General features: G+C 51.1%; 19 protein-coding genes. 14 read left to right on the top strand and 5 right to left on the bottom strand.

Annotated features, from left to right (window positions below):
* Nucleotides 1-58: 58 nt before the first annotated feature.
* Nucleotides 59-1,282, bottom strand: a complete 1,224-nt coding sequence (gene glgC / locus FCL47_RS23220; protein ID WP_136816110.1) for a glucose-1-phosphate adenylyltransferase — start codon at nt 1,280-1,282, stop codon at nt 59-61.
* Between the two features lie 87 nt (nt 1,283-1,369).
* On the opposite strand from glgC, the gene FCL47_RS23215 reads away from it, so the two are divergent.
* From FCL47_RS23215 to FCL47_RS23200, 4 genes are all read left to right on the top strand, one after another.
* The gene (locus tag FCL47_RS23215) at nt 1,370-2,221 is read left to right on the top strand and encodes a transglutaminase family protein (RefSeq protein ID WP_136816109.1); all 852 of its coding nucleotides are present in this window, start codon (nt 1,370-1,372) and stop codon (nt 2,219-2,221) included.
* Nucleotides 2,222-2,475: 254 nt separating this feature from the next.
* Complete coding sequence (locus FCL47_RS23210) at nt 2,476-2,772, top strand: 4a-hydroxytetrahydrobiopterin dehydratase (RefSeq protein WP_136816108.1); 297 nt, start codon at nt 2,476-2,478, stop codon at nt 2,770-2,772.
* A 101-nt stretch (nt 2,773-2,873) separates the two neighbouring features.
* The gene (locus FCL47_RS23205) at nt 2,874-3,317 is read left to right on the top strand and encodes a DUF3465 domain-containing protein (RefSeq protein ID WP_136816107.1); all 444 of its coding nucleotides are present in this window, start codon (nt 2,874-2,876) and stop codon (nt 3,315-3,317) included.
* Nucleotides 3,318-3,399: 82 nt separating this feature from the next.
* Nucleotides 3,400-3,729, top strand: a complete 330-nt coding sequence (locus FCL47_RS23200; RefSeq protein WP_136816106.1) for a DUF2007 domain-containing protein — start codon at nt 3,400-3,402, stop codon at nt 3,727-3,729.
* A 131-nt stretch (nt 3,730-3,860) separates the two neighbouring features.
* Here the strand turns inward: FCL47_RS23200 and mdoH are convergent, their stop codons facing one another.
* The 3 genes from mdoH to FCL47_RS23185 are packed head-to-tail and all read right to left on the bottom strand — an operon-like array spanning nt 3,861 to nt 7,817.
* Nucleotides 3,861-5,993 (bottom strand): glucans biosynthesis glucosyltransferase MdoH, encoded by a 2,133-nt coding sequence (mdoH, locus tag FCL47_RS23195; protein ID WP_136816105.1) that lies wholly within the window; start codon nt 5,991-5,993, stop codon nt 3,861-3,863.
* Nucleotides 5,993-6,244: a hypothetical protein gene (locus FCL47_RS23190; protein ID WP_136816104.1), complete on the bottom strand. Its 252-nt coding sequence runs from the start codon at nt 6,242-6,244 to the stop codon at nt 5,993-5,995. Before FCL47_RS23190 ends, mdoH begins: the two co-directional genes overlap by 1 nt.
* Before the next feature lie 16 nt (nt 6,245-6,260).
* On the bottom strand, nt 6,261-7,817 hold the full coding sequence (locus tag FCL47_RS23185) for a glucan biosynthesis protein G (RefSeq protein WP_205747416.1): 1,557 nt from the start codon (nt 7,815-7,817) through the stop codon (nt 6,261-6,263).
* Between the two features lie 460 nt (nt 7,818-8,277).
* Between FCL47_RS23185 and FCL47_RS23180 the strand changes: the two genes are divergently transcribed.
* The 10 genes from FCL47_RS23180 (at nt 8,278) to FCL47_RS23135 (ending at nt 21,536) form a co-directional block, all read left to right on the top strand.
* A complete protein-coding gene (locus FCL47_RS23180; protein WP_136816102.1) occupies nt 8,278-9,198 on the top strand; it encodes a phosphate/phosphite/phosphonate ABC transporter substrate-binding protein in 921 nt (306 codons plus the stop codon).
* Entirely contained in the window at nt 9,191-11,275 is a 2,085-nt protein-coding gene (locus FCL47_RS23175) for a nitrogen regulation protein NR(II) (RefSeq protein WP_205747415.1), read from the top strand. Before FCL47_RS23180 ends, FCL47_RS23175 begins: the two co-directional genes overlap by 8 nt.
* 126 nt (nt 11,276-11,401) lie before the next feature.
* The gene (locus tag FCL47_RS23170; protein ID WP_136816101.1) at nt 11,402-11,851 is read left to right on the top strand and encodes a hypothetical protein; all 450 of its coding nucleotides are present in this window, start codon (nt 11,402-11,404) and stop codon (nt 11,849-11,851) included.
* 182 nt (nt 11,852-12,033) lie between these two features.
* Nucleotides 12,034-14,577 (top strand): glycogen/starch/alpha-glucan phosphorylase, encoded by a 2,544-nt coding sequence (locus FCL47_RS23165; protein ID WP_136816100.1) that lies wholly within the window; start codon nt 12,034-12,036, stop codon nt 14,575-14,577.
* Between the two features lie 53 nt (nt 14,578-14,630).
* Nucleotides 14,631-15,665: an efflux RND transporter periplasmic adaptor subunit gene (locus tag FCL47_RS23160; protein WP_167496614.1), complete on the top strand. Its 1,035-nt coding sequence runs from the start codon at nt 14,631-14,633 to the stop codon at nt 15,663-15,665.
* 77 nt (nt 15,666-15,742) lie between these two features.
* Nucleotides 15,743-18,913: an efflux RND transporter permease subunit gene (locus FCL47_RS23155; protein WP_136816098.1), complete on the top strand. Its 3,171-nt coding sequence runs from the start codon at nt 15,743-15,745 to the stop codon at nt 18,911-18,913.
* A gap of 441 nt (nt 18,914-19,354) precedes the next feature.
* Nucleotides 19,355-19,501, top strand: coding sequence for a DUF2080 family transposase-associated protein (locus FCL47_RS23150; protein WP_136816137.1), 147 nt, complete (start codon nt 19,355-19,357; stop codon nt 19,499-19,501).
* Between the two features lie 16 nt (nt 19,502-19,517).
* Nucleotides 19,518-19,979: a GNAT family N-acetyltransferase gene (locus FCL47_RS23145; protein ID WP_136816097.1), complete on the top strand. Its 462-nt coding sequence runs from the start codon at nt 19,518-19,520 to the stop codon at nt 19,977-19,979.
* Nucleotides 19,980-20,243: 264 nt separating this feature from the next.
* Nucleotides 20,244-20,678, top strand: coding sequence for a thioesterase family protein (locus FCL47_RS23140; RefSeq protein WP_255580827.1), 435 nt, complete (start codon nt 20,244-20,246; stop codon nt 20,676-20,678).
* Between the two features lie 9 nt (nt 20,679-20,687).
* A complete protein-coding gene (locus FCL47_RS23135; protein WP_136816095.1) occupies nt 20,688-21,536 on the top strand; it encodes a creatininase family protein in 849 nt (282 codons plus the stop codon).
* A gap of 29 nt (nt 21,537-21,565) precedes the next feature.
* Here FCL47_RS23135 and FCL47_RS23130 read toward each other — a convergent pair whose 3' ends face one another.
* The gene (locus FCL47_RS23130; RefSeq protein ID WP_167496613.1) at nt 21,566-22,486 is read right to left on the bottom strand and encodes a radical SAM protein; all 921 of its coding nucleotides are present in this window, start codon (nt 22,484-22,486) and stop codon (nt 21,566-21,568) included.
* Between the last annotated feature and the right edge of the window lie 328 nt (nt 22,487-22,814).

Here is a 22,814-nt window from a genome sequence, read left to right as displayed (position 1 = left end):
CTTTATGCGGAGATTGTTGGAAAATGGCCGTGTTTTTTCAGAGGCGTTAAAGCGATCGTTATGAGCTGAAGACAAAGTCTTTAGGTATGACAACAATTCCTTTATCCGAAAGGGTGAATCGATTTCGGTCTTTCTCCAGGTCATACCCGATCTGCTCGCCGGGGGGAATGTTCACGTTTTGATCGACAATACAGTTTTGTAATCTGGCACCGGCACCAACATGAACACCCGCAAATAAAATTGATTTTTCTATCGTGGCTGTATCATCAATAATTACATCGTGAAATAATATGGAATGTCGAACATTGCCGCCGGAAATGACCACACCGCCGGCCAGTATGGAATTGTTGAATACGCTTTCGGCTCCAGAGTTTCCCGTAATACTCCTGGCAGGAGGCGACTGGGGCTGATAGGTCCGAATGGGCCAGTTGCACTGATAAAGGTTTAACGGAGGAACAGGCTTCAACAGATCCATATTCGCCTCGTAATAGGCATCGAGCGTGCCCACATCCCGCCAGTAGCGATCTGGAGTCACCCGGCCCCGTACGCCGCCAAACTTATAGGCGTGCACTTTATGCTGCTGCACCAGGAGCGGTAAAATATCTTTGCCAAAATCGTGATTTGAAGCATTATTGTGCTGATCCTGGCGTAAGGCCTGGCTTAACAGTTTTGTCGAAAACACATATAAGCCCATGGATACGAGTGAATTTTCCGGATTTGAAGGGAGGGGTGTAGGTTGGCTGGGTTTTTCCTCAAACGCAGTTATTTTGAGATCCTCATTGGCAACAACCACCCCAAATGCCCTTGCTTCCGCAACAGGAACTTCCATGCAGGCTATGGTGACGTCCGAGCCCTGCTCTTGATGAGAGCTGAGCATTGCCGCATAGTCCATTCGATAAATATGATCCCCGGAAAGGATTAGGGTATATTGGGCATTGCTGCGTTCCAGTAAATTCAGATTCTGAAAAATAGCATCGGCGGTGCCTTGATACCAATGTTCTCCACTGTTCATCTGGGCAGGAACAGCCGTGATGTATTCGCCTAACTCTGGATTAAATATAGACCAGCCATCACGCAGATGCTTATTCAGGGAATGGGATTTATATTGGGTTAAAACCAGGATTCTTCGTAATCCCGAGTGCAGACAATTGGCCAGAGTAAAATCAATAATCCGGTATTTGCCGCCAAAAGGAACTGCAGGTTTGGAGCGTTTCGAGGTCAAAGGGTATAAGCGGGAACCTACACCGCCAGCTAAAAGAAAAGTTAATGTGTTATTTTGCATGGTGATGCCTTTGCCTGTTAAAGATCAACAATGAACATACAATTACTTTCAGAAATCTACTGAAACATAACAAAACGCGGCTCAAGTATGCAACGCTATAAAATTATTCATCGTACGTACTACAACTATTCAGGCGAGGTGACCCTTGGACCACATACCCTGCTTCTGCGTCCAAGAGAAGACCATGAACTGCGCATAGAGTCTTTTGCCCTGAAAACCACACCCCTGTCAACGCTGCATTGGCACCGGGATGTGGAAGACAATTCAGTCGCTATCGCAAATTTCGATGTGCCCGCAAGTCAGTTGGTGATTGACAGTGAAGTTATAATCCAGCAGTACAATGAAGCCCCCCTTGACTTTATGGTGGCTGATTACGCAATAGTCTACCCCTTTGCTTATCAGCCGGATGACCAGGTTCTGCTGTTTCCCTATATGGCATTACCTGGTCAGGAGACAATCGATATGCTGAATAAATGGATTGCCACTTTCTGGCAAGCCAGTGAACGGATTCAGACTTACACGCTTTTGCAGCGGGTTGCTGTCCACATTTATAAAACATTGTCATATCAGGTCAGGGAGGAACCCGGTGTACAGACCGCCCGGCAAACACTGTCTTGCGGGACTGGATCCTGCCGCGATTTTGCGATGCTGTTCATGGAAGCCGCACGGTGCCTGGGATTGGCGGCACGCTTTGTGAGTGGCTATCTCCACGCTCCGCTCATGTCCCATGTCATTGGTACTACCCATGCCTGGGCCGAGGTCTATCTGCCCGGTGCAGGATGGAAGGGATTTGATCCGACTATCGGGGAAATGGCCGGAACCGATCATATCGCCGTAGCGGTAGCACGATTGCCCGAGTCGGTGCCCCCTGTAGCGGGATCGTTCGTTGGCGCCTCGGGTTCGGTTCTTGATGTCGGAGTATGGGTAAGCAAGTGTTGATCAGGGGACTTGGCCTGCACCTGTTGGTGGCTGACTTTTATTTATGTGATTACCACTAAAGTTCAGCTTAGAAGGTCCAGAGGGATATGAGGAGCCCTTTGCACGGGACGCCATAAACCCATCCCTGGGGGCTTGACCGCAGCCATCCAGGCTGCGGAACACCCGTGCAAAGGGCTCCTCATATCCCATGTAGCTGAAGTTTAGTGGTAATCACATTTATTTATAAGTGGAGTGTCTGTAATCGGGAGGGAATCGTGATAGAGCCATTGAGTCAGGAAGTAATAGGCCATAAATTGAAATTACTTAATGATAATGCAACAGAGCCCTGGGGGCTTGTCGATGGAAAGTTATACCGGGAGTTTAAGTTTCCAAGTTTTGTTGCCGCATTTGGATTCATGACCCAGGTTGCAATTCTTGCAGAAAGGGCTGATCATCATCCAGAATGGTCAAATATTTACAGGAAGGTAAAAATTTATCTTATTACCTATGAAGCCAGGGGGATTTCACAACGCGATTTCGATTTGGCCCATGAAATATCACAAATTCTCTAGCACGGCGTTTTCACTGCATTCGTTTCACCCATAGGAACCTTCATGTTTCCAGTACTTATGCATGTGCATCGCCAGGAGACTGGTCCAGGCAGGAATTCGATATGAAAAAAATCTTACTGATCTTAATCCTTGGTATAGCGGCCTACGGATTTGTCCAACAGGCGCCGAAATATTTCCCTGAAGATAGGTTTTTCGGTTCGGAAACTGCGACGAGTAATGTTGCGCTGGACAAGGCTTTCAAGAATAACCTAAGTGATGTTCAGGTAGGCGGTTCAGGTAAGGTCGTAAAAATTCTGCCGGATGACACAAAAGGCAGCCGGCACCAGAAGTTTATTGTTAAACTCGACTCGGGGCAATCTGTTTTGGTCGCCCACAATATTGATATTGCCCCCAGGATTGGAAATTTCAGCGTTGGCGATCAAGTGGATTTCTATGGGGAATACGAATGGAACCCGCAAGGTGGGGTGGTGCATTGGACCCACCGCGACCCCAGCGGTCGTCACGAGGGGGGATGGCTAAAGCATGGTGGGAAAATATTCCAATGATCGTGCACAACGTATTCTGCCGGATAGTTTTTAAAGGCTGCTTCAAAATTTTTGAACTCTACCCAGGTAACCAATAATTAAAATGCTCCAGGTCTATTCAGCACAACACCCAACAGAAGCGCATTATGTGAAAGGACTTCTGGAGTCAGGGGGAATTGCTTGTGTTGTCCGGGGGGAATCTTTGTTTGCGGCAAGGGGTGAGTTGCCGATCACAACAGAAACAGCACCGTCAATCTGGATAGTTGATGACGCAACATATAACGATGCCATAGAAGTCATCAATGAATATGAGAAGTTACGAAATAAAGACACGGCAAACGACCCGAAATGGGTATGCAAAAAATGCGGTGAAGAATCTGAAGCCCAGTTTACCGATTGCTGGAATTGTCTGGAGCCTCGAGATCCTGAATAATAAAACCTGATCACCCGTAATGGTCAGCTGCTGAACCAGGATGTGAGCTGTTCCTCTGGCCACGGTTGCACACAATGCGGGAAAAATATCACCCTGGTTCTGCTGGATGCAGCCCTTTTCCTGGCAAAAAATTACGATATATAGGCGTTTTTCGATGTTCCCTCCAGACTCTTGATGAGTCCGGCCCAGTAGCTGCCGCTCTCGGCACGCCACACCGCCTGATGCAGCCATTGCAGGGTCTCCCGGTCCTGGGCAAGGATACTTTGTTCGCGGATGTTCAGCCTGGAGATGCCCTCGTCGAGGCAGCGGCGCCGCAGGTTGTGCAGCACATCCAGTTGCTCCCTGCCGTGATGCCGGCGCGCAAAGGCCTGGTGCAGTTTGTTCACGGCCGGGTCGAGAATTGCTTCCTCAAAGACGGTCAGGGTCGCATGACTGGTTGTCCGGATCCCGTGATTTTCGATTTCGTCGAGGAGGGCGTTTCCGTCTATCTCTTCGGGAATACGCAGCAGGCCGATGTTGCTCAGGACTTTGCCAACTCTGACTTTGCCAAGAATAATTGATATAGGGGCGGCAAGCAGCAAAGGGATAACCACCGGGAGCGACCACAGGAAAAAAATGAGATCCAGCTGATAGGTGAACGCCGCCCAACATGCAGCAAGCAGGGTTCCCGGCAACTGGCTGATCAGGGTCTGCTGCCAGGATGTTTCACTGCTGCGATTCTGGCCTGCCCATTTGAGATTGAGGTTGAAGAGGGCTTCCATGACGAAGCGGGAGTGAGCAAGCATGCGAACCGGTGCCAGCAGGGAGGAAACCAGGATTTCCAGGATCATGCTGAAAAAAGTCGACACAATACCGCCAAATCCAGAGAGCCTTCGTTTGCAGGTTGCATCCAGAACAGCCAGAAATTTTGGCAGGAACAGCAAAAGAAAAGTACTCGAGACAAGAGCAAAAGCCAGGTGGGGATTCCACTCCGGCCAGACCGGAAACGGACTGTTCTTGTCTGGGAAATAGTCGATCGGCCACAGGATAAGCCGGGTGGCAACGCCGGTCGACAGGATCAGAAAGAGCAGCCAGAGCGGAGAAGCGACATACGACATGACCCCATTGAGAAAGGCCATGCGGTGCGCCATCCTTATGTTTTTGCCCCGGAACACCAGCCAGAGATGCTGCAGATTACCTTTAGCCCAGCGCTTGTCCCGGGTGAGGTCCTCTACCAGGGTCGGGGGGCACTCTTCGTAGGAACTGGTCAATTCCGGCTCAAGCCAGACCTCGTATCCGGCCCTGACCATATAGGCGGCCTCGACGAAATCGTGGCTCATGATCGCCCCGCCGAAAATACCCCAGCCGGGAAGTTTCTTCAGGCCGCAATGGCGCATGAACGCCTCGGACCGGATGAGGGCATTGTGGCCCCAATAGGCCGCCTCGCCCAGCTGCAGGGCAGCAAGGCCGGTGGTAAACATCGGCCCGTAGAGGTGATTGGCGAACTGCTGCACCCGGGCAAACAGCGATTCGGCATTGACAATGAGGGGGGCGCTCTGCAGAATACCGACTTTTGGCTCTACTTCGAGCAGGCGGACCATCTGCAGGATGGTTTCGCCGGCAATAAGGCTGTCGGCGTCAAGGACCATCACATACCGGTAATTCCGGCCCCAGCGGCGGAAAAAGTCGGCGACATTGCCGCTTTTATGCTTCAGGTTGACGGGACGGCGGCGATAGAAGAGCCGGCCGTCCGCGTTCAGTTCCTTGCAGAGATGGTACCAGACAGCCTGTTCGGCCAGCCAGTATTGCGGGTCGTGGCTGTCGGAGAGGATGAAAAAATCGAAATGTTCGAGATGGCCCGTTGCCGCAAGAGAACGATATATTGCCTGGAGACGGGCAAAGGTCCGGTCCACCGGTTCATGATAGATCGGCATGATGATTGCCGTGCGGGCCGGCTGGACCGAGGCGAGCGTGTCCGGGGGATGTCGGTGCAGCAGGGACATCCGGTCGCCGCCGAACAGACGGACCACGAAGCCGTAGAACCCTAACCAGAACCCTACGGAAATCCCGAAAAAAAGCAGGCTGAAAACTCCGGCGAGGCTGATTTCAAGGAGATCCCCCCCATGATAGGGCAGCACCCTGATCATGCCCCAGGTGGCAATTACCGTCTGGCCGAGCACCAGCGTACCGAGCACGGTTCGGCGCATCATTGCCCGAAATTTCCAGGCCTGGACAGTTCTTTTGCCGGCCGGCTGAGCCGGGGCGGCAATGTGTGTGGCGACCATTATTCGTCCTGATAGCCTATGCTGCCCCTGTTTACCAGGGGACAGAGAAGGGGAAGAGAGAGCTCGGGTATCTGCAGGCGCTGCGGCAGTTCGATAATAATCCGGTCAAGGACGTCGGTTGTATCGCCGGCGAGGATTTCCTTGACCAGTTCCAAGGCGACCAGGATGGAATCCCGCTGAAGCGGCACGCCACTCAGGCGGAGATAGCTGCAAATTCTGTCGAATAAATCTTCAGATGTAATGTCCTGCATGGCACCCTCCTGTCTGTCAATCGGCGTTGACGCGAATGTCGTTGTCATAGTCCAGTCGATATGTCCAGGTTTCAGTCAGGGTTTCCTTTCCTTTTAGCAGAAAAGCGCGCAGCAAGAGAGGTGAATTTTCGACCGGTTTCGCGAGAATTGACAGTCGCCAGCAATGGAGCGCCGGCACATATTCGACATACTGGTCGAGAATTTCACTGTCGCCCTGGGCGGTAACCGACGCATTCAGCCTGGTCTCCGGAGAGAGTTTGGCCAGAGGGCCCCCGGCAAAATCGACGATAATCCGGTATGCACCCGCGGAAGAACCGCCGCCAATCCGGCTGCCGTCGCCGACCAGGGTGTTGATGGCCGACCCCATCTTCTCCCCGGTGATAGAATAGTCACCAACCTTCAGCGCGTATTCCAGCGTAACCGGCTTGTCAGGAGTGACTTTCGCTGACGGGGTCCAGAACGCAACGATATTGTCATTGGTTTCATCGGGAGAGGGTAACTCTACAAGAACCACCTTGCCTGAGCCCCAGTCGCCCTTGGGCACAACCCAGGCACTCGGTCGTTTCTGGTAATGTGCTTCGTTATCAAGATAATCGTGGAAATCGACGTTCCGCTGGAGCAGACCGAAACCCCGTACATTTTCCGTCTGAAAGTAATCCATCTGCAGCTTTTTGGGATTGACGATCGGACGCCAGAGCCATTCTCCGGTTGCACCGTTGTCGATGAGAAGCCCGTCCGAATCATGTACCTGCCGCCGCCATTCACCAACAGGCCGTCCGGTGTTCTCGCCAAAATAGAACATGCTGGTCAATGGTGCCATGCCCAGTAATTCCAGTTCCGTGCGCGGAAAGATAATCGCCTTGACATCCGCAGTCGTTGTTGATCCGGGGGTAATCGTAAAAGAATAGGCACCGGACATGCTTTTACTGTCAAGCAGACCATAGACCGTCATTGTCTTGGCGTCCGGCGCCGGCCGAACCAGCCAGAATTCGACAAAAGACGGGAATTCCTCGCCGGTTGGAAGCCCGGTATTAAGAGCTGCACCGCGAAATGACAGACCAAAGGAGTTGTCTCGCCCGACCGCCCGGAAATAACTGGCGCCGGCAAATACCATGAACTGGTTCTGTTCATCTTTTTTCTGCAGTGGGTAGGTGAGTTTGAAACCTGCATAGCCGAGATCGTCGGGAATTCGCTTTTCCAGCTCGGGATCGGTAAAGGTAAAATAGCTGCGACGATAAGGCAGGGTATGGGTGCCTGATCCATCGACAATATTGATGGCAACGGCATTGCCGTAGAAAAGGCCGGGAGACATGAGCATAACCTGAAAACGGGACTGGGCTTCTTTCCAGAGATTTTTTTCCGGGTCGAATCGAATATCCTGATACTCGCTGTAGGTCAGCTCCTTCATGAACTTCGGGATGGGCGCAGGCTCCTGGTATGGATTCGCCGCCAGTACTTTCGCCTTATCGATAACCGTCTGAAACTCAAAGGCGGCAGCCGGGACGGCAGCCGGGGCACCCAGGGAGATGGCGAGGGCAATACAGGAGATACAAAACAAATGGACAATTCTCATCGGTGACTTTTTCCTCATCATGGCGACGGTGATGGCTTAAGCGTGCACGCTTTGCGGTGTTCGGGGATACATCGGCTCTGTCCGTATCCGGACCTACACGAAATGGTACACGCCACGTTTGTTGATTCGATTAAATTTTAATTAGAAAAACCGGGGAGGGATCTTGTGAATGGCAGCGTTAAGGCAGGAATTCGACGTATCCCTCACCAATGAGTACCTTCCAGATTATTTTCTCATTTCTGGTCATGAGAAAATGGGTCGCAAGGTACGTTTCCACCTCTCTAGGGGTACTGAAAAAAGTAACCTCGAGGGGCTTTGCTCAAAATCCCGGTTTTTCCTGTCCACCGGGACTGAAAATTTGCCCCCAATATAAGGATGAAGTCTTGAAATAGCAAGATAGTCGTGCTACTGAATACACAATATATAATCGGTTTAACGGCCATAGAAACCAACGACCAGCATGTCCAAAAAAAGAGTCTTCCTTTTGCTCCTGATGACCTGTCTCACCCTCTTTTCCTGCCGGGAAAGAGAAGAGCCGGTTGACGTTTCCCTCGATAAGCGCCAGGAGATTACATTTCGGCCGAGATTACCAGCAATTACTTATGCTTATCTGCCGCAATACTCGCACACGGAATCGTTTCAACGGCATAATCGTCTGGTGGAATATCTCGCCGAACAGACCGGCCTGCCGATTCGCCAGGTATTCCCGGACACCTTTGACAATTATCTCAGCATGTTCGGCCAGGGGAAAATCGATATTTCCTTCTCCAACCCGTTTATTTACGTTAAGCTGGCCAACCGTTATGGTGCCAGGGCCATGGCCAGAATCGTCGAGGCCGATGGACGGGCGGAGTTCCGCGGCCAGATCATTGCCAGAAAAGACAACAAGGCAATACAAACGCTTCAGGACTGCCGCGGAAAATCGTGGGTAGCTGTCGATCCGTCATCGGCGGGAGGCTATCTGTTTGCCCTTGGGCATTTTGTCGATCACGGCATTACCTTAAAGGACTTCAAGGAGGTCATTTTTGCCGGCGGCAGACAGGAAAATGTAATTTTAGGAGTATATGCCGGATTGCACGACATCGGCTCGATACGCGAAGGGTCACTCAGCGTCGTGCAGGACAAAATCGATATCAACCAGATAAAGGTGGTTGACAGTTCCAGACGATACCCGGGATGGGTCTATGCGTACAGTCCACGACTTTCAGCGGAGGTGGCTGACAGGATACGTCAGGCCATGCTGCAACTCGACTATGAACATAATCCCCAGCACCGGCAGATTCTCGATGCAGCCAAATTCATCGGCTTTGTCCCCTCCGATGACCGGGATTTTGACCCAATCCGCGAACTGAGTAAAAAAGTGGGGTTGAATCTTGATTAATTATCTGTCGAGATTTCTGCATCGCCTGCGATTCAGAACCAAGATTACCCTGGGAATGACCTTGATGCTCGTCTTCTGCGGGCTGGGGGTCGGGTTGATCCTGTCTTCCATGTCATCGAATGCGCTGCTTGAGGAAGGTCGAAAAAGGGGCATGGCCATCACGTCAAGCCTGGCATATCGTCTGGTTGAGCCGATCCTGGCCATGGATTTTCTGCAGATGAAGAATCTTATCGATAATGTCGATCACCAGTATGACGACGTTATCTATATTTTTCTGACCGACGCCGGCGCCAATATCCTTTCGCACACGTTCACCGGCGGCTTTCCCACCGATCTTCTCCAGGTCAATGCAGATTTTAACAAAACGCAGCCGATTCTCTTATCCACTGAAAAGGGCCTGGTTTACGATTTTAATGTCAGGGTGAGCCTGGGCGACAAATATCTTGGCTCCGTCAGGCTGGGCCTGTCAAGAAAGGATATCGATGCCCAGATCCATCGGCAGAGATTGACCAGTCTTTTCAGTACGATGGGGGTGGTTGGCCTGGGGATTGTCCTGGCCCTCTGGTTTGCCCGTACGGTGACCTTTCGCCTGAATCGATTAAGAGAATCGGTGGAGGAGGTTGTCCGGGGTAATCTTGATGTGCATGCCGGATTCTCGCTGGAAAAATACTGCTGGGAGCTCATGGACTGCAACCGGCATGATTGTCCGGCCTACGGCGATGTCCAGCGACGCTGCTGGTATCTGGCGGGAACCCTGTGTCCGAATTGCGGCGATAAAGAGTATCCTTTCAAGATGGAGAACTGTCGGCAATGTTCTGTCTTCAAACATAATTTCGGTGATGAGATCCAGGACCTCGCCGAGGCGTTTGACGCCATGGCCGTCACGGTGAAGAAACATATCGAAGAGCTTACCGAGCAGGGAAAAACCATTGCCAGGCAGCAGGGACTGCTCAAGACCATTATGAACGTCACCCCGGACTTCATAACACTGCAGGACAAGGATTTGAACTATACCTTTGCCGGCAAGGCTTTTTGCGACTATTTCAAGCTGGATGAGGCGGAAATCGTCGGCAAGACCGATGCCGACATTTTTACCAGAAAGCAGGCCGAAATCAATGTCAAAGAGAGCCGGCAGATTCTTGAAACGGGTATTCCCCTGGCAAAAGAAATTACCTTCAAGCGGGCCAGGGACCAGAAATGGTTTCATGTCCTCAAGGTTCCTGTCTATGATCAGGACGGCAGTATAATCGGCCTGCTGCTCACCGCGAGAGATATTTCCATGCTCAAGAAATTCCAGGAGCAGCTCATCCAGTCGCAGAAAATGGAAGATCTCGGGCGCCTGGCCGGTGGGGTGGCCCATGAAATCAACACGCCTCTGGGCATCATTCTCGGCTATACCCAGTTGCTGATGGACGATATTGAAGATGAAGAGATCCTTGAAGGTATGCAGATCATCGAAAAGCAGACCAAGGTGTGCCGGAAAATCGTCGCAGATCTCCTCGGTTTCTCCAGAAATTCACAGGCAGTCAGTGAAACTGTCGATGTCAACGAGTCAATTCTCCAGGTCGTCAGGCTGGTTGAGCATGCATTTTTTATGAATCGGATAAAAATAGTCTGTACTCTGGATGAACATATTCCACCGCTCTGCGGTGATCAGGAAAGGTTGAAGCAGGTCTGGCTCAATCTGCTCAACAACGCGGCGGATGTCATCGGCCAGGATGGCGCGATCCATGTGCAATCCAGGTTTCTGGCCGAGGAACGAAAGCTGGAGGTGAGCATTGCCGATACCGGCAAAGGCATTGCTCCCGAACACCTGGGCAGAATTTTTGATCCGTTTTTTACCACCAAGCAGGTCGGCAAGGGGACCGGGCTGGGGCTGTCCGTCTCGTTTGGCATAATCAAGGACCACGGGGGAACAATTTCGGCGCTCAGTCCCATTCCAGCAAAATATTTAACTGCGGATTTTGTCAGAGGCGAAAAATGCGGACCCGGCGCAGTCTTTGTCATCGTACTGCCTCTCGATGGGCCAGGGGATAAAAACGGGAAAGACGATAAGCTCAACGAGACACTTCCGTAGAACATGCACCGGTATCTTCGACAATTAAATTGAAAAGTCCGAACCGGTAGGGTAAGAACGGAATCCTTATACGCCAGTGCGTGAAGCTTGAATGGTATTTTTTTTGAGGTATCGTCTATGCAATCAATGAATACATCAGTTCGCAAGTATCTTGTTCTGCTGCTTACCATGCTCTTGCTGCAGAGCTGTGCCGTCTATGTGGCCTACGGCCTCTATCGGACCGTGACCGATATTAATGCAACCCTGACCCTGGTCGACAAGTCGATCACCAACATTCAGGGGGTGCTCAGCGAGGGAAAAAACCTGAAGCGAGCGGCTGCCGACGGGAAACTTATCAGCACCCTGGCGGAAAAAATTCCGTCTCTTATCCAAAAAGACGTGGCTCTCGCAACGAAAGAAAAAATCGTGAAACTTTCCGGTGACCTGAAGTTTTCCTCGGACGATTTTACCAACAAGGCGACGGCCGAAGACCTGCCCGGGGCGAAAAAAGCCTATAACGATATGACCACCACCTATGGCTCGTTTACCGATCTGATGAACGACCTGTCAGACTCCGTCGGGGAGCCTCTCCGCTAGCTGGATTCGCCGTTCTGGTACATTCGATAATCAGGGGATGATTCTCCCGATTGCATCCTCTTTGCATGAGCTGGCCATGTTTGGAGGTTGGATATTTTGCGCAGTGCGTTTATAGTTCGTCCCAGGAATATTACCGCCGATGAAAATCAGCAGATAATTTCTACAGTACCCTGGAGGACGCGATGGCCGAAGAACATGCAAGCGGTGTCAACAACCAGGCAACCGATCGCAGTACCATAGAAAAACTCAAGCGCGGCTTTGCCTACAAACTTTTCTATCAGCAGGGTGTCTGGACCCAGAACGCATCGCTGAACGATTATTATCTTGCGGTCAGCACTACGGTGCGGGACCGTATGCAGCAGCTGTTTATCAATTCGATTCGGGCGCTCCAGGAAAAGGACAGCAAGATTGTCAGTTATCTGTCCGCCGAGTTTTTGGTGGGGCCCCATCTGCTCAACAATCTGATCAACCTCGGCATGTATGACCAGATAGCCCAGGCGGCGGAGGAATCCGGTCTTGATCTGCAGCAGATCATCGATCATGAAGAGGAACCCGGCCTGGGCAACGGCGGCCTGGGCAGGCTCGCGGCCTGCTACCTGGATTCCTTGTCCAGTCTGGAGATCCCCGCCATCGGGTACGGCATCCGTTATGAATTTGGCATGTTCGACCAGGACCTGGACAACGGCTGGCAGAAGGAGCTGAGCGATCGCTGGCTGCAGCCTGGCAACCCCTGGGAGTTTAAAAAAACGGATATGGCGGTGGAAGTAGGTTCCGGCGGGCATACCGAACGTTACCTGGATGACCACGGCAATTCACGGGTACGCTGGGTCCAGGGTCGACTGGTCAAGGGCATTCCCTACGACACGCCTATTCCCGGTTACCGGGTCAACACCGTCAATCTGCTCAGGTTGTGGAGCGCAGAGGCGCCAAAGAGCTTTGACTTTGCCGAATTTAATACCGGCGATTATTTTGGGGCGGTGCATGAGAAGGTGCTCGCCGAGAATATCACCAAGGTCCTCTATCCCAATGATGAGCAGTTCAAGGGCAAGGTGCTCCGCCTGCGGCAGCAGTATTTCTTTGTCAGCTGCTCAATGCAGGACATGATCCGCATCCACCTGTTCCAGTATGAAAGCCTGGACAACTTTTCCGATAACTTTGCCGTTCAATTGAACGATACCCACCCGGCTATTGCCGTGCCCGAGTTTATGCGGCTTCTGGTCGATGTCCACCATTATGAATGGGACCGGGCCTGGGAGATCGTCACCAGCACCTTTGCCTATACCAACCACACCCTGCTGCCGGAGGCGCTGGAGAAATGGCCGGTGGCAATGCTGGGCCGGCTGCTGCCCCGGCACCTGGAAATCATTTATGAAATCAACAGTCGGTTTCTCGATCTGGTCCGTCTCGAGTACCCCGGAGATGAGGATGTCGTGCGGCGGATGTCGATTATTGATGAAACCGGGGAGCGCTCTATCCGCATGGCCAACCTCGCCTGTGTCGGCAGTCATGCAATCAATGGTGTTGCCGAACTGCACACCAAGCTGCTCAAGGAGCACACCCTGGCTGATTTTCATCGATTGTGGCCGGCTAAGCTGATTAATATCACCAACGGGGTCACACCGCGCCGCTGGATGGTGGTCAGCAATCCGCGCCTGACCAAATTGATCAGCTCGGCCATCGGGGAGGAATGGATTACCGATCTGAACAAACTGCGGGCGCTGGAGCCCCTGGCAGATGATCCGGCGTTTTGTGAGCGATGGCAGGAGGTCAAGTTCGAAAATAAACAGGACATCTGCACCATGTTTACCTGCGACCAGGCAGTGCGTTTCAATCCTCATGCCATGTTTGACGTCCAGGTCAAACGAATCCATGAGTATAAACGCCAGCACCTTAATCTGCTGCACATCGTCACCTTGTACCACCGGCTGAAGAACAGCCCCGGTCTTGCTCTCCCTCCCCGGTTTTTTATTTTCGGCGGCAAGGCGGCACCTGGCTATGCCATGGCCAAACTGATTATAAAATTGATAAACTCGGTGGCCGAGGTGATTAATGGCGATCCCGATGTCAACGATCGCCTTCAGGTCCTGTTTATTCCCAATTTCAATGTGCAGATCGGCCATATCGTCTATCCCATGGCCGACCTCAGTGAACAGATTTCACTTGCCGGCAAGGAGGCATCGGGCACCGGCAACATGAAATTTTCCATGAACGGCGCCTTGACCATCGGTACCCTGGACGGAGCCAACGTGGAAATCCGGGAAGAGGTCGGGCCGGAAAATTTCTTTCTGTTTGGTATGAACGTGCAGGAAGTAGAGGCGCAGAAAGCGGCAGGCTACAACCCCCAGGTGATCTATAATCAGAACGAGGAGCTGAAAGCCGCCATAAACCTGATCGCCACCGGCCATTTCTCCCATGGCGACCGTGAACTGTTCCGGCCTCTTATCGACTCACTGCTCTATGAAGACCCGTATATGGTGCTGGCCGATTACCAGGCATATATCGATTGCCAGCAGCAGGTGGGCGAGGTCTACCAGGAGCCGGGGAGGTGGAGCAGGATGGCGATCCTCAATGCCAGCCGGATGGGCAAATTTTCCTCGGATCGTTCCATAACCGAATACTGCGAGAAAATATGGCATGTCAAACCGTTTCCGGTGACACTGAAACTCCAGCGGCTGCCGGATAATGGGATTAAATTCCCTAAACGCAATAGAATTGTGCGTACGTGAGGGTGCTCGATTATATGATGCATTGCCCGGCGAAAATCTTTCCCCGAAAAAAAATGACACCGGTGCACGGGGGCAATGCATTGACCGGAGCTCTTGGTCTGGTTTTTTTATTTTTCAGCTTCTGCTCCCCGGTCTGGGCGACGGAAATGGCGACGCTTCGGCCCTACGCACGGCAGATCTCTTTTACCGGTTTTACCCGGCCGATTCAGGAGCTGACTATAGCCGCGGAAGTGAGCGGTACGTATACCGCTGTGTCGGTTGATGTGGGCGATGTCGTCGGCACCGGCGGCGTGGTGGCCGAGATTGATGCCACTTTTGTCAGACTGGCTCTGCAGAAAAACAAAATCGCCCGGCAGCAGGCAGAACTCGAGCTGGTACTGGCGAAAAAAAACCTCGCCCGCTTCCAAAACCTGATCGATAAAAAATCCACCGCCCAGGCAACCTACGACGAGACGGTTTTGCGTGCCGAAATCCTTGATCTTACCCTTGAAAATTTAAAAAACGAACAGGAAAATTTAACGGAGCAGCTGCAGCGGCACACCCTTCGTGCTCCGGTCGGCTGGTCGGTTATAAAGCGGCATGCCGAACCCGGGGAGTATGTCCGCCAGGGGGAGCCAATTCTCAAGCTGGGAAATTTTCAGAGTGTATGTATTCCGTTTCTCTTTACCTACGAGGAACTGGCCCTGGTGCGTGGCATGGCCAGGCTGCATGTTTTTCTGCCCGATCTGCACAGAAAGGTCGAGGCCGAGATATACCGGGTTTCTCCCGATTTTGATGAGAAGAGCAGGAAAATTGGGGTAGATCTGCGCATTCGCCCAAAGGAGATGGCTGCCAACCCCGGCCTGCGGGGCGGCGTTCGAGCCCAACTCACCTTAGAGGGAAATAGAGAAAAGAATTCTTTTCTCATTGAGGCAACCGCCCTGGTCAGTCGTTATGATGCGCACTGGCTTGTTGCCCCGGATGGCGCGCAGCGAAAGGTACTTTTTCTCGGTATGACCCTGGACGGGAAAGAGGCGATTGTCAACAGCAGTGAATGCAGGCCGGGCGATCAGTTTATGCTGCGTCCCGGTCCGTCCCTCAAGAACTGACGCACAAGGCGAAAACCACTCGCACCATAAATCAGCCATGGCGATGTCAAATATGCTGGAGCCAATATTCTAATATAATGCAACATTTTGTCCTTTTCACGCTCAAGCAAAGGGTTGTTCTGAACCTCCTTTTTGTTCTGCTGATGGTCGTTGGCGCTTTCACCCTGCTGCGAATGCCGGTTGAGCGATATCCCAACATCCAGTTCGGCAAAATGTATATCAATACCTTTCTGCCGGGGGCCTCCGCCAGCGATGTCGAGACCCTGGTCACCACCGAGATCGAAAAGGGTCTGGAAGATCTGGAAGAGGTAGAATATATCCGCTCCGTAAGCTATGGCGAACGTTCTAATATTGTCATAAAATTTGTCGACGACAGTGATTATGAAAAACGTTTTGACGATGTCCGCCTGAAAGTACTTTCTATTGTCGGGGACCTGCCGGATCGGGCCGAACCGCCGGTATTTAATTTTCTCGACGTCAATGACTGGTTCCCCACCATAAGTGTCAATGTCGCCGGCAGGCAAGGCAACAGCACCCTGACGGACATTGCCGAGACGGTAAAAATCCCTCTCGCCCAGATAGAAGGCGTCAAGGAAGTAACGGTTTCCGGCGATTATACCCGGGAGTTTCACCTGATTCTGTCCCGGGACAAACTGCGCGCAAGCGGCATGACTTTTCAAGATGTCGCAGCTGTCCTGCGCAAAAGCAACGTGAGCTTTCCCGCCGGCTATGCGGCGACCCCGGAAAACGAGTTTATTGTCAGGGTCGATGAACAGTTCAGCAGCAGGGAGGAGTTGCTGGCGGCTGTCCTTCGCCGGGACAGCGATGGCTCCTTTGTGCGTCTGCAGGATGTGGTCGAAGCCGCTTATTATTCCTATCAGGATCCCTTTCTCATGACCTCCCTCAATGGCGAGGATTGTGTCACGCTGCATATCCTGAAGGATAGGGAAGGCAATGCCCTGTTCATTGCCGATGCCGTGAGAGACATCCTGAAAAAGGCGCAGCCTGCCTACACCGAACTTGGGGTGTCTCTTGCGGCAACGCAGGACTCCAGCACGAAAATCGAAGATTCGATCAGGGTCCTTGGCATCAACCTGCTGCTCGGTATTCTTCTGGTCTGCACTATTATCTGGCTGTTTATGGGCTTTAGAAATGCCGCGCTCATAACCATCGGTATTCCTTTTTCCTTTCTGGTCACCCTGGTGCTGATGTATATGACCGGCAATTCCATAAACGAGGTGTCGCTGTTTGCCTTTGTGCTGGTGTCGGGAATTATCGTCGATGACGCCATTGTCGTGGTGGAAAACATGTATCGCCATTATCAGAGCGGCAAGTCGCTGCTAGACGCGATAACGGAAGGCACTGCCGAGGTTTTCCTGCCGGTTTTTGCCGCAACCTTGACGACGATTGTCGCTTTTCTGCCCATGCTGATCATGACCGGGATGGTCGGCGATTTCTTTGCCATAATACCCAAAACGATAGCCTTTGCCCTGCTTGCGTCCCTGTTTGAGTGTCTGGTCATTCTTCCCTGTCACTATCTTGATTTCGGCCCCCGGCAAAGAGCTGTCGCTCCTGCAGCTTTTTCCTACGCTGCGAATATTTTCGCCCTGCCGAAAGAAGGACTGCTGATGGGCGTTACCCGGTGGGTATTTACCAAGCTCATTTTACTGGTGCTTCGCTTTCGTGTTACCTGTCTCCTGCTGGTGGCCGCGGTTTTTATAGGCGCAGTGACCATCTTCCTCGGTTCGGTTCAGGGTAAAACGAGCCTGGTCCGGATTAAATTTTTCCCGGAGAAATATTCGCTTTATTACGTCGAGATTACCGGGCCTCAGGGCACATCTCTTGCGCAGACCAATGTGCTGGTAAAAAAGGTTGCCGCTCGTCTTGCGGCAGACGGCCGGGGGCAGGTTGAATCCGCCCTAGGCTACTCCGGCTATTACATCAATGAAGACTTCAGCCCGCAATACGGCCGCAATCTTGGCTATGTCGCAGTAACTCTGCCGCCTCCTGCGGCGAGGCGGTTTGCCGACTATCCGGAAAATGATGTCGTCGCCCATCTCGAAGATGTGCGGCAAAAAGTGCAGACACTCCTGCCCGGGGGATTCACCCTGGCTGTTCGTCCGGAAAAAGAAGGGCCGCCATCCGGTGAGGATTTAAATATCAGAATTCTGGGTCAGGATGCAAACAATGTCGCCGCCCTCGCGGCAGATATCGGTCGCTTCCTGCGCGATGACAAGAATATTGCCCCCTGGCTGGTTGGCCTGAAAGACGATCAGGGCGGCGATGCCAGGGTCTTTCGCATAAAAATCGATCAAGAGAGGGCGGCGGAATACGGGTTCACCGTGGAGGAGGTTGCAACCCTTGCGGCATCGGCGATGGATGGCCAGATAATCGGCGAGATGAAGCGCGCCGAAGAGTCCATCGATATACGATTGAAAGTTGATAGAGGCCAGGGCCCGGACATGTTCTCAGCCATGGACCTGGAGGTCGTTAATTCGCCGGCGGGAGCTGTACGGCTTCGTGATCTCTGTCAGCCCGTTTTCAGCCTGGAGCCGAGCTATCTCAATCGTTTCCAGCGGCAGCGCGCCATAACCCTTACCGCCAATTTACAGGCCGGGGCCCCCATTACCAGCCCGGTGGTCGTCAACCGGGTAGATGCGTATTATGCCTCTGTCCGGGCGAAATATTCCGGGGCGTCGCTCATCTTTGCCGGGGAGCATGAATCGACCCAGAAATCTTTTCTCTCACTCGCCTATGCCTTTATCATTGCCCTTATTGCCGTGTATCTCATCCTGGCCGCCCAGTTCCAGTCATCTACCCAACCGCTGATAGTCATCGCCGCCGTTATCTTCGCCCTGACCGGGGTAATCCTGGGTACCGTCTTCTCGAGAACCATTTTTACGATAAACAGCTTCGTCGCCGTGATTGGGGTAACCGGTGTGGTGGTCAATGATTCCCTGGTACTCGTTGAATTTATTAATAAATGCTATGCCAAGGGGATGAAGAGGCGTGATGCCCTGCTGCAGGCGACACACATCCGCCTGCGTCCGATACTGCTCACCACCCTGACCACAACTCTTGGCCTTCTGCCCATGGCGCTTGGCATCCCTGAATTTTCGGTGATCTGGGGGAGCATGGCGATGACCTTTGTTACCGGGCTGTGTACCGCCACCTTTCTGACAATCATCATCATCCCTCTGCTCTGGGATATGGTTACTACGCGTTCGGATCGTCAGGATGACAATTGACATGAGGGCAAATCATTTGTCGGAGAGTAATAAAGTACAATACTGAGCGGTTGTTCGGTTATGAACCGAATCAACCTGATTGGTAGAATCAAGACGAAACCGGAATATCACAGCAGAGATTATGGCTGTAACCCGTTGTCCACTAAGTAGTGGTCGTACTTTTTAGATCACCACTTGGGCAGATATATTTGGCAGCTTTCAGTGTAAAATACAATCTAGCTGTTTTTTAGCTGGATTAATTAAGCTTGCATGTGGTAATTTGCGCATTCATGATTTTTGATAAAAATATCTGATTTTTTAAGAAAACATAGATCCTTACTGTGAGCTTTCTTTTGTAAAGCGCACGACATCTCTCTGGAGTAGAAAAAGTAATAAATTGCGCCAATGAAAAAGAATGTGGATGAACAGCGGCTAGAGGCTGCAATTGAACCTGACGAGAAGATGAACACTGTCCACGATAAGGTTAAATTCGAAGTGTTTGGTGAGGAGATGCTTGAAAAGAGTGTCAAATCAAGTGGTAACAGTGGAAGGATTTATCTGCCGCCTGATTGGGTCGGTCATCGAGTTAAAATCATTAGAATAGATTGATGTAACAGAGAATAATATGAAACTATCAGAAAATGATTTGTCCATTAGAAACTGGAGACCTGAGGACGTCGCTGGAATCTGTGAGATTTCCAGCCTTATAACCAATAAAGCCGTTGATGCCGATTTTACTCGAATAGTTCTGGAAAGAGCGCGTGATACCGGCAATGGGGCCCATTTTGTTGCTGAACTTGATAAGAAGATTGTAGGTTTCATGATTTCCTTTATCCTGCCTTTTGGTTTTGGTGCTGAAGACTGTGCATACATTGCCACAATGGGAGTACATCCCAAATATATGGATAAGGGCATAGGAGCTGGAATGACCAAAGAGGTCTTTATGTTTTATAAAGCCAAGGGGATTTCCAGAGTCTATACTTCTGTTCGCTGGGATTCGACAGACCTACTGTCATTTTGTAAAAGCATGGGATTTGAACGGAGTGATTATATCAATCTGCATGTGAACATTGACGTACTTGAATGAACTGTATTTTTGGCTGAACAATAGTTCCTGCTCAAATGGATAGTGCAACCAAACTCCTTGTTGTTAACAGGTAATTCCGATAGCAAAGGTCAGCTCCGCGACGAACTATCTTTCTGTGGTTACACTTACTTAATAGATTGATTTCGAGCAACGCATCCTTTGGTTGAGGGAGGAAGAACCAGGTCGTCGATGAATTTCTCCCCACCGTCTCTATTGACCTTACTTTCACATTAACCGGGCGAATTTAGCAAAAGAGGTTAATCCTTGTCCTGTTTTTCCCTACCTTATAAAATCCGGTTTGAAGATTGTGATCCAGCCGGCATAGTTTTTTACCCTCGATACATCTTAATGCTTCATCGTTTTTTTGAAGATTGGTTCGATGCAGGCCTGGGTCACTCGCTCGGCACAATTAATGTTGGGCTAAAGGTCGGGTTCCCGGTCGTCAATCTGCAGGTTCGTTTCCAAAGAGCCAGCCGTTTGGAAGACATATTAATTTGGACTCTCACAGTCGTCGGAATAAGTAAAAGAACTGCCACTCTTGCGATTAAGGCTACATGCAATGGCGAAAAGCGCCTGTCAATTGAAATCACCGTGGTCGCAGTCAACCTTGCAGCGGAGGACAGGATAGTTTCACGAGAAATCCCAGCTGAAATACGAGATCAAATGAACAAATTTTTAACTGAAAAAACACCCCATTAATAACTACCTATGTCTACTAATCTACATAAATTACTGGAACTTTCCTGGGTTGAACTTGAGGCTCTCGACAAAAACCAATCGATTGTCCTGCTACCCTTAAGTCCCATTGAGGAGCACGGTCCTCACCTGCCACTTGGCACCGATATTTTGGCGGCACAGGATATCGCAGAAACCGCAGCCGGGTATCTCTGCAAGGATAATCCGCTGCTGCAGGTGGTCCTTTCTCCGACCATTCCGCTGGGCTGTTCCGATGTTACGGCAGACTTTCCGGGCACTATATCCTTGAGAGGGAAAACGCTCTATCATCTCCTCGTTGATTTCTGCTCTGGCCTGGCCAAAAGTGGTTTCACGTACATCATTATTGCCAATCACCATCTCGATTCCGTGCACCTTAAGGCAATAATGGAGGCGATTGAGACGGTCACGGCAGAATTTCAGGTACAAATTATTGAAACGGCAGGCCGAATCCTCTATTCAGGAATGACACTTGCTGAAGTCACAAAGGGAGAGGAGCTTGGGCTTTCGATGAAAACGGAGGTCCACGCCGATGTACGGGAGACCTCCTATATTAAATACAGGTACCCGCATTTACTGAAACAGGCACCGGAGCAGCTGTCCCCCGTACTCATCAACGTAAGGGAAGGAATAAGAAATGGCCTCAAGACGTTTAAGGCCATGGGTGCCGAACAAGGCTATATTGGCAGCCCTGCGCTGGCATCGGAAAACCTAGGCCGGATTCATCTTGAAGAACAGGCTCGAATAATAGCCGAGATGGCCATAAAATTGATGGCCGGCCAAGCCCTTCCAGAGATAAATCCACATATAATTAAATACTTGAAGACAGTGGTCAGTTTGTAGCCGATCACATGTCATTCGACCTTCCAGACCTACAGTCCCCGCAAATATTCCGACTTGAGCCTAGCCGGGTTCTGTATGGCGTTGCTGATAGAGCCAAGCATCTGTTCTTTGTGCTCAGGAAGATTGCCACGGAGGGAGAGATAGTTAGAAGCATGGTTTGCCCTGAAAACAACAGGCCAGGAGGTCTCAATATTTGTAATCAGCAAATGCAGCTCTTGAAGAACATCAAGAGGGTCTGTAACAAGCTCGAAGGTTCGCTCCTTTACCATATAGTCGAGTACCGTACCGGGGACCACCATGAGAGTCAGGGCAGCTAAATAGGAAGGGTTCATGGCCGTGATGACCTTGCCTGTATTGATAGCGTGCTGCTCGGACAGCTTTTTGCCACCCAGGCCCAGAATGACCGATACCGATGTTCGCATCCCTGCGTCATTGGCCTTGATTACTGCCCGTATCTGGTTCTCGACAGTGGCTCCCTTATTCATCAAATCGAGAACCTGCTGGTCACCACTTTCGAGCCCGATAAAGACCAGATTGAGACCAGCCTGGCGAAGTTCGGTCAGTTCTGCTGGATCTTTTCTTATAATATCATCACTGCAGGCATAACAAGAAACCTGCTTGAGATGAGGGAACATCTCGTAGCACTGTCGAACTATTTTGAGGAGTTCCCTGCTCTTTATTACCATTGCGTTTGAGTCAAGCAGAAATATCTTCTCGACCTGAGGCCCATATAATTTTCTGCCCCGGACAATGTCTTCCAGAATTTCTTCCGTCGGCCGGATTCGGAATTTTTTTTGTGGAACTGTCTGATTGAAAACGTTCGAATTGCAGAAGTGACATCGCCCAGCCGCTGCAGCTGAACATCCGACGGATGCCTGTATCAGTAAGGAGGCATGCTCGCTTGGTGGCCGATATACCGGCTCTGCATAGTACATTTCTGTCTGTCTCACGTGACACCTCATGCCTAAGGTTCGTTATTGTTATGGAATGGTAGAAAAATGTTTCATTTACTAAAACAACAAAACAGCGATTGGAGATGATGCAGCAGCACCAATAAGCAACTCTGGACCAGCCTCGATACAATCTCCCTGCCTTGCAGGGCGGCAGTGGCGTCGATAGACGGCTGGACCAGAGTTACCACCCCGGAAATTTAGGCTACATATTTTCCCGCAGCAGAAATTGATCCGGCTATTTTGCTTCTGATCGTGATGATATCTATCGGAGTGTGCTGGGTGAGCTTGCTGAGATTTTTCTGCATCTGCACCAGAGTACTTCCGG

It is taken from the genome of Desulfopila sp. IMCC35006 (assembly GCF_005116645.1).
Lineage (GTDB): Bacteria > Desulfobacterota > Desulfobulbia > Desulfobulbales > Desulfocapsaceae > Desulforhopalus_A.
This window is presented reverse-complemented; position numbering and strand designations above follow the sequence as displayed.

Bases quoted from the DNA above. Each gene is read 5' to 3' on its own strand.
- glgC (WP_136816110.1), bottom strand. From the start codon at position 1,282: ATGCAAAATAACACATTAACTTTTCTTTTAGCTGGCGGTGTAGGTTCC.
- FCL47_RS23215 (WP_136816109.1), top strand. From the start codon at position 1,370: ATGCAACGCTATAAAATTATTCATCGTACGTACTACAACTATTCAGGC.
- FCL47_RS23205 (WP_136816107.1), top strand. From the start codon at position 2,874: ATGAAAAAAATCTTACTGATCTTAATCCTTGGTATAGCGGCCTACGGA.
- FCL47_RS23200 (WP_136816106.1), top strand. From the start codon at position 3,400: ATGCTCCAGGTCTATTCAGCACAACACCCAACAGAAGCGCATTATGTG.
- mdoH (WP_136816105.1), bottom strand. From the start codon at position 5,993: ATGGTCGCCACACACATTGCCGCCCCGGCTCAGCCGGCCGGCAAAAGA.
- FCL47_RS23190 (WP_136816104.1), bottom strand. From the start codon at position 6,244: ATGCAGGACATTACATCTGAAGATTTATTCGACAGAATTTGCAGCTAT.
- FCL47_RS23185 (WP_205747416.1), bottom strand. From the start codon at position 7,817: ATGAGAATTGTCCATTTGTTTTGTATCTCCTGTATTGCCCTCGCCATC.
- FCL47_RS23180 (WP_136816102.1), top strand. From the start codon at position 8,278: ATGTCCAAAAAAAGAGTCTTCCTTTTGCTCCTGATGACCTGTCTCACC.
- FCL47_RS23170 (WP_136816101.1), top strand. From the start codon at position 11,402: ATGAATACATCAGTTCGCAAGTATCTTGTTCTGCTGCTTACCATGCTC.
- FCL47_RS23165 (WP_136816100.1), top strand. From the start codon at position 12,034: ATGGCCGAAGAACATGCAAGCGGTGTCAACAACCAGGCAACCGATCGC.
- FCL47_RS23160 (WP_167496614.1), top strand. From the start codon at position 14,631: ATGACACCGGTGCACGGGGGCAATGCATTGACCGGAGCTCTTGGTCTG.
- FCL47_RS23155 (WP_136816098.1), top strand. From the start codon at position 15,743: ATGCAACATTTTGTCCTTTTCACGCTCAAGCAAAGGGTTGTTCTGAAC.
- FCL47_RS23150 (WP_136816137.1), top strand. From the start codon at position 19,355: ATGAACACTGTCCACGATAAGGTTAAATTCGAAGTGTTTGGTGAGGAG.
- FCL47_RS23145 (WP_136816097.1), top strand. From the start codon at position 19,518: ATGAAACTATCAGAAAATGATTTGTCCATTAGAAACTGGAGACCTGAG.
- FCL47_RS23135 (WP_136816095.1), top strand. From the start codon at position 20,688: ATGTCTACTAATCTACATAAATTACTGGAACTTTCCTGGGTTGAACTT.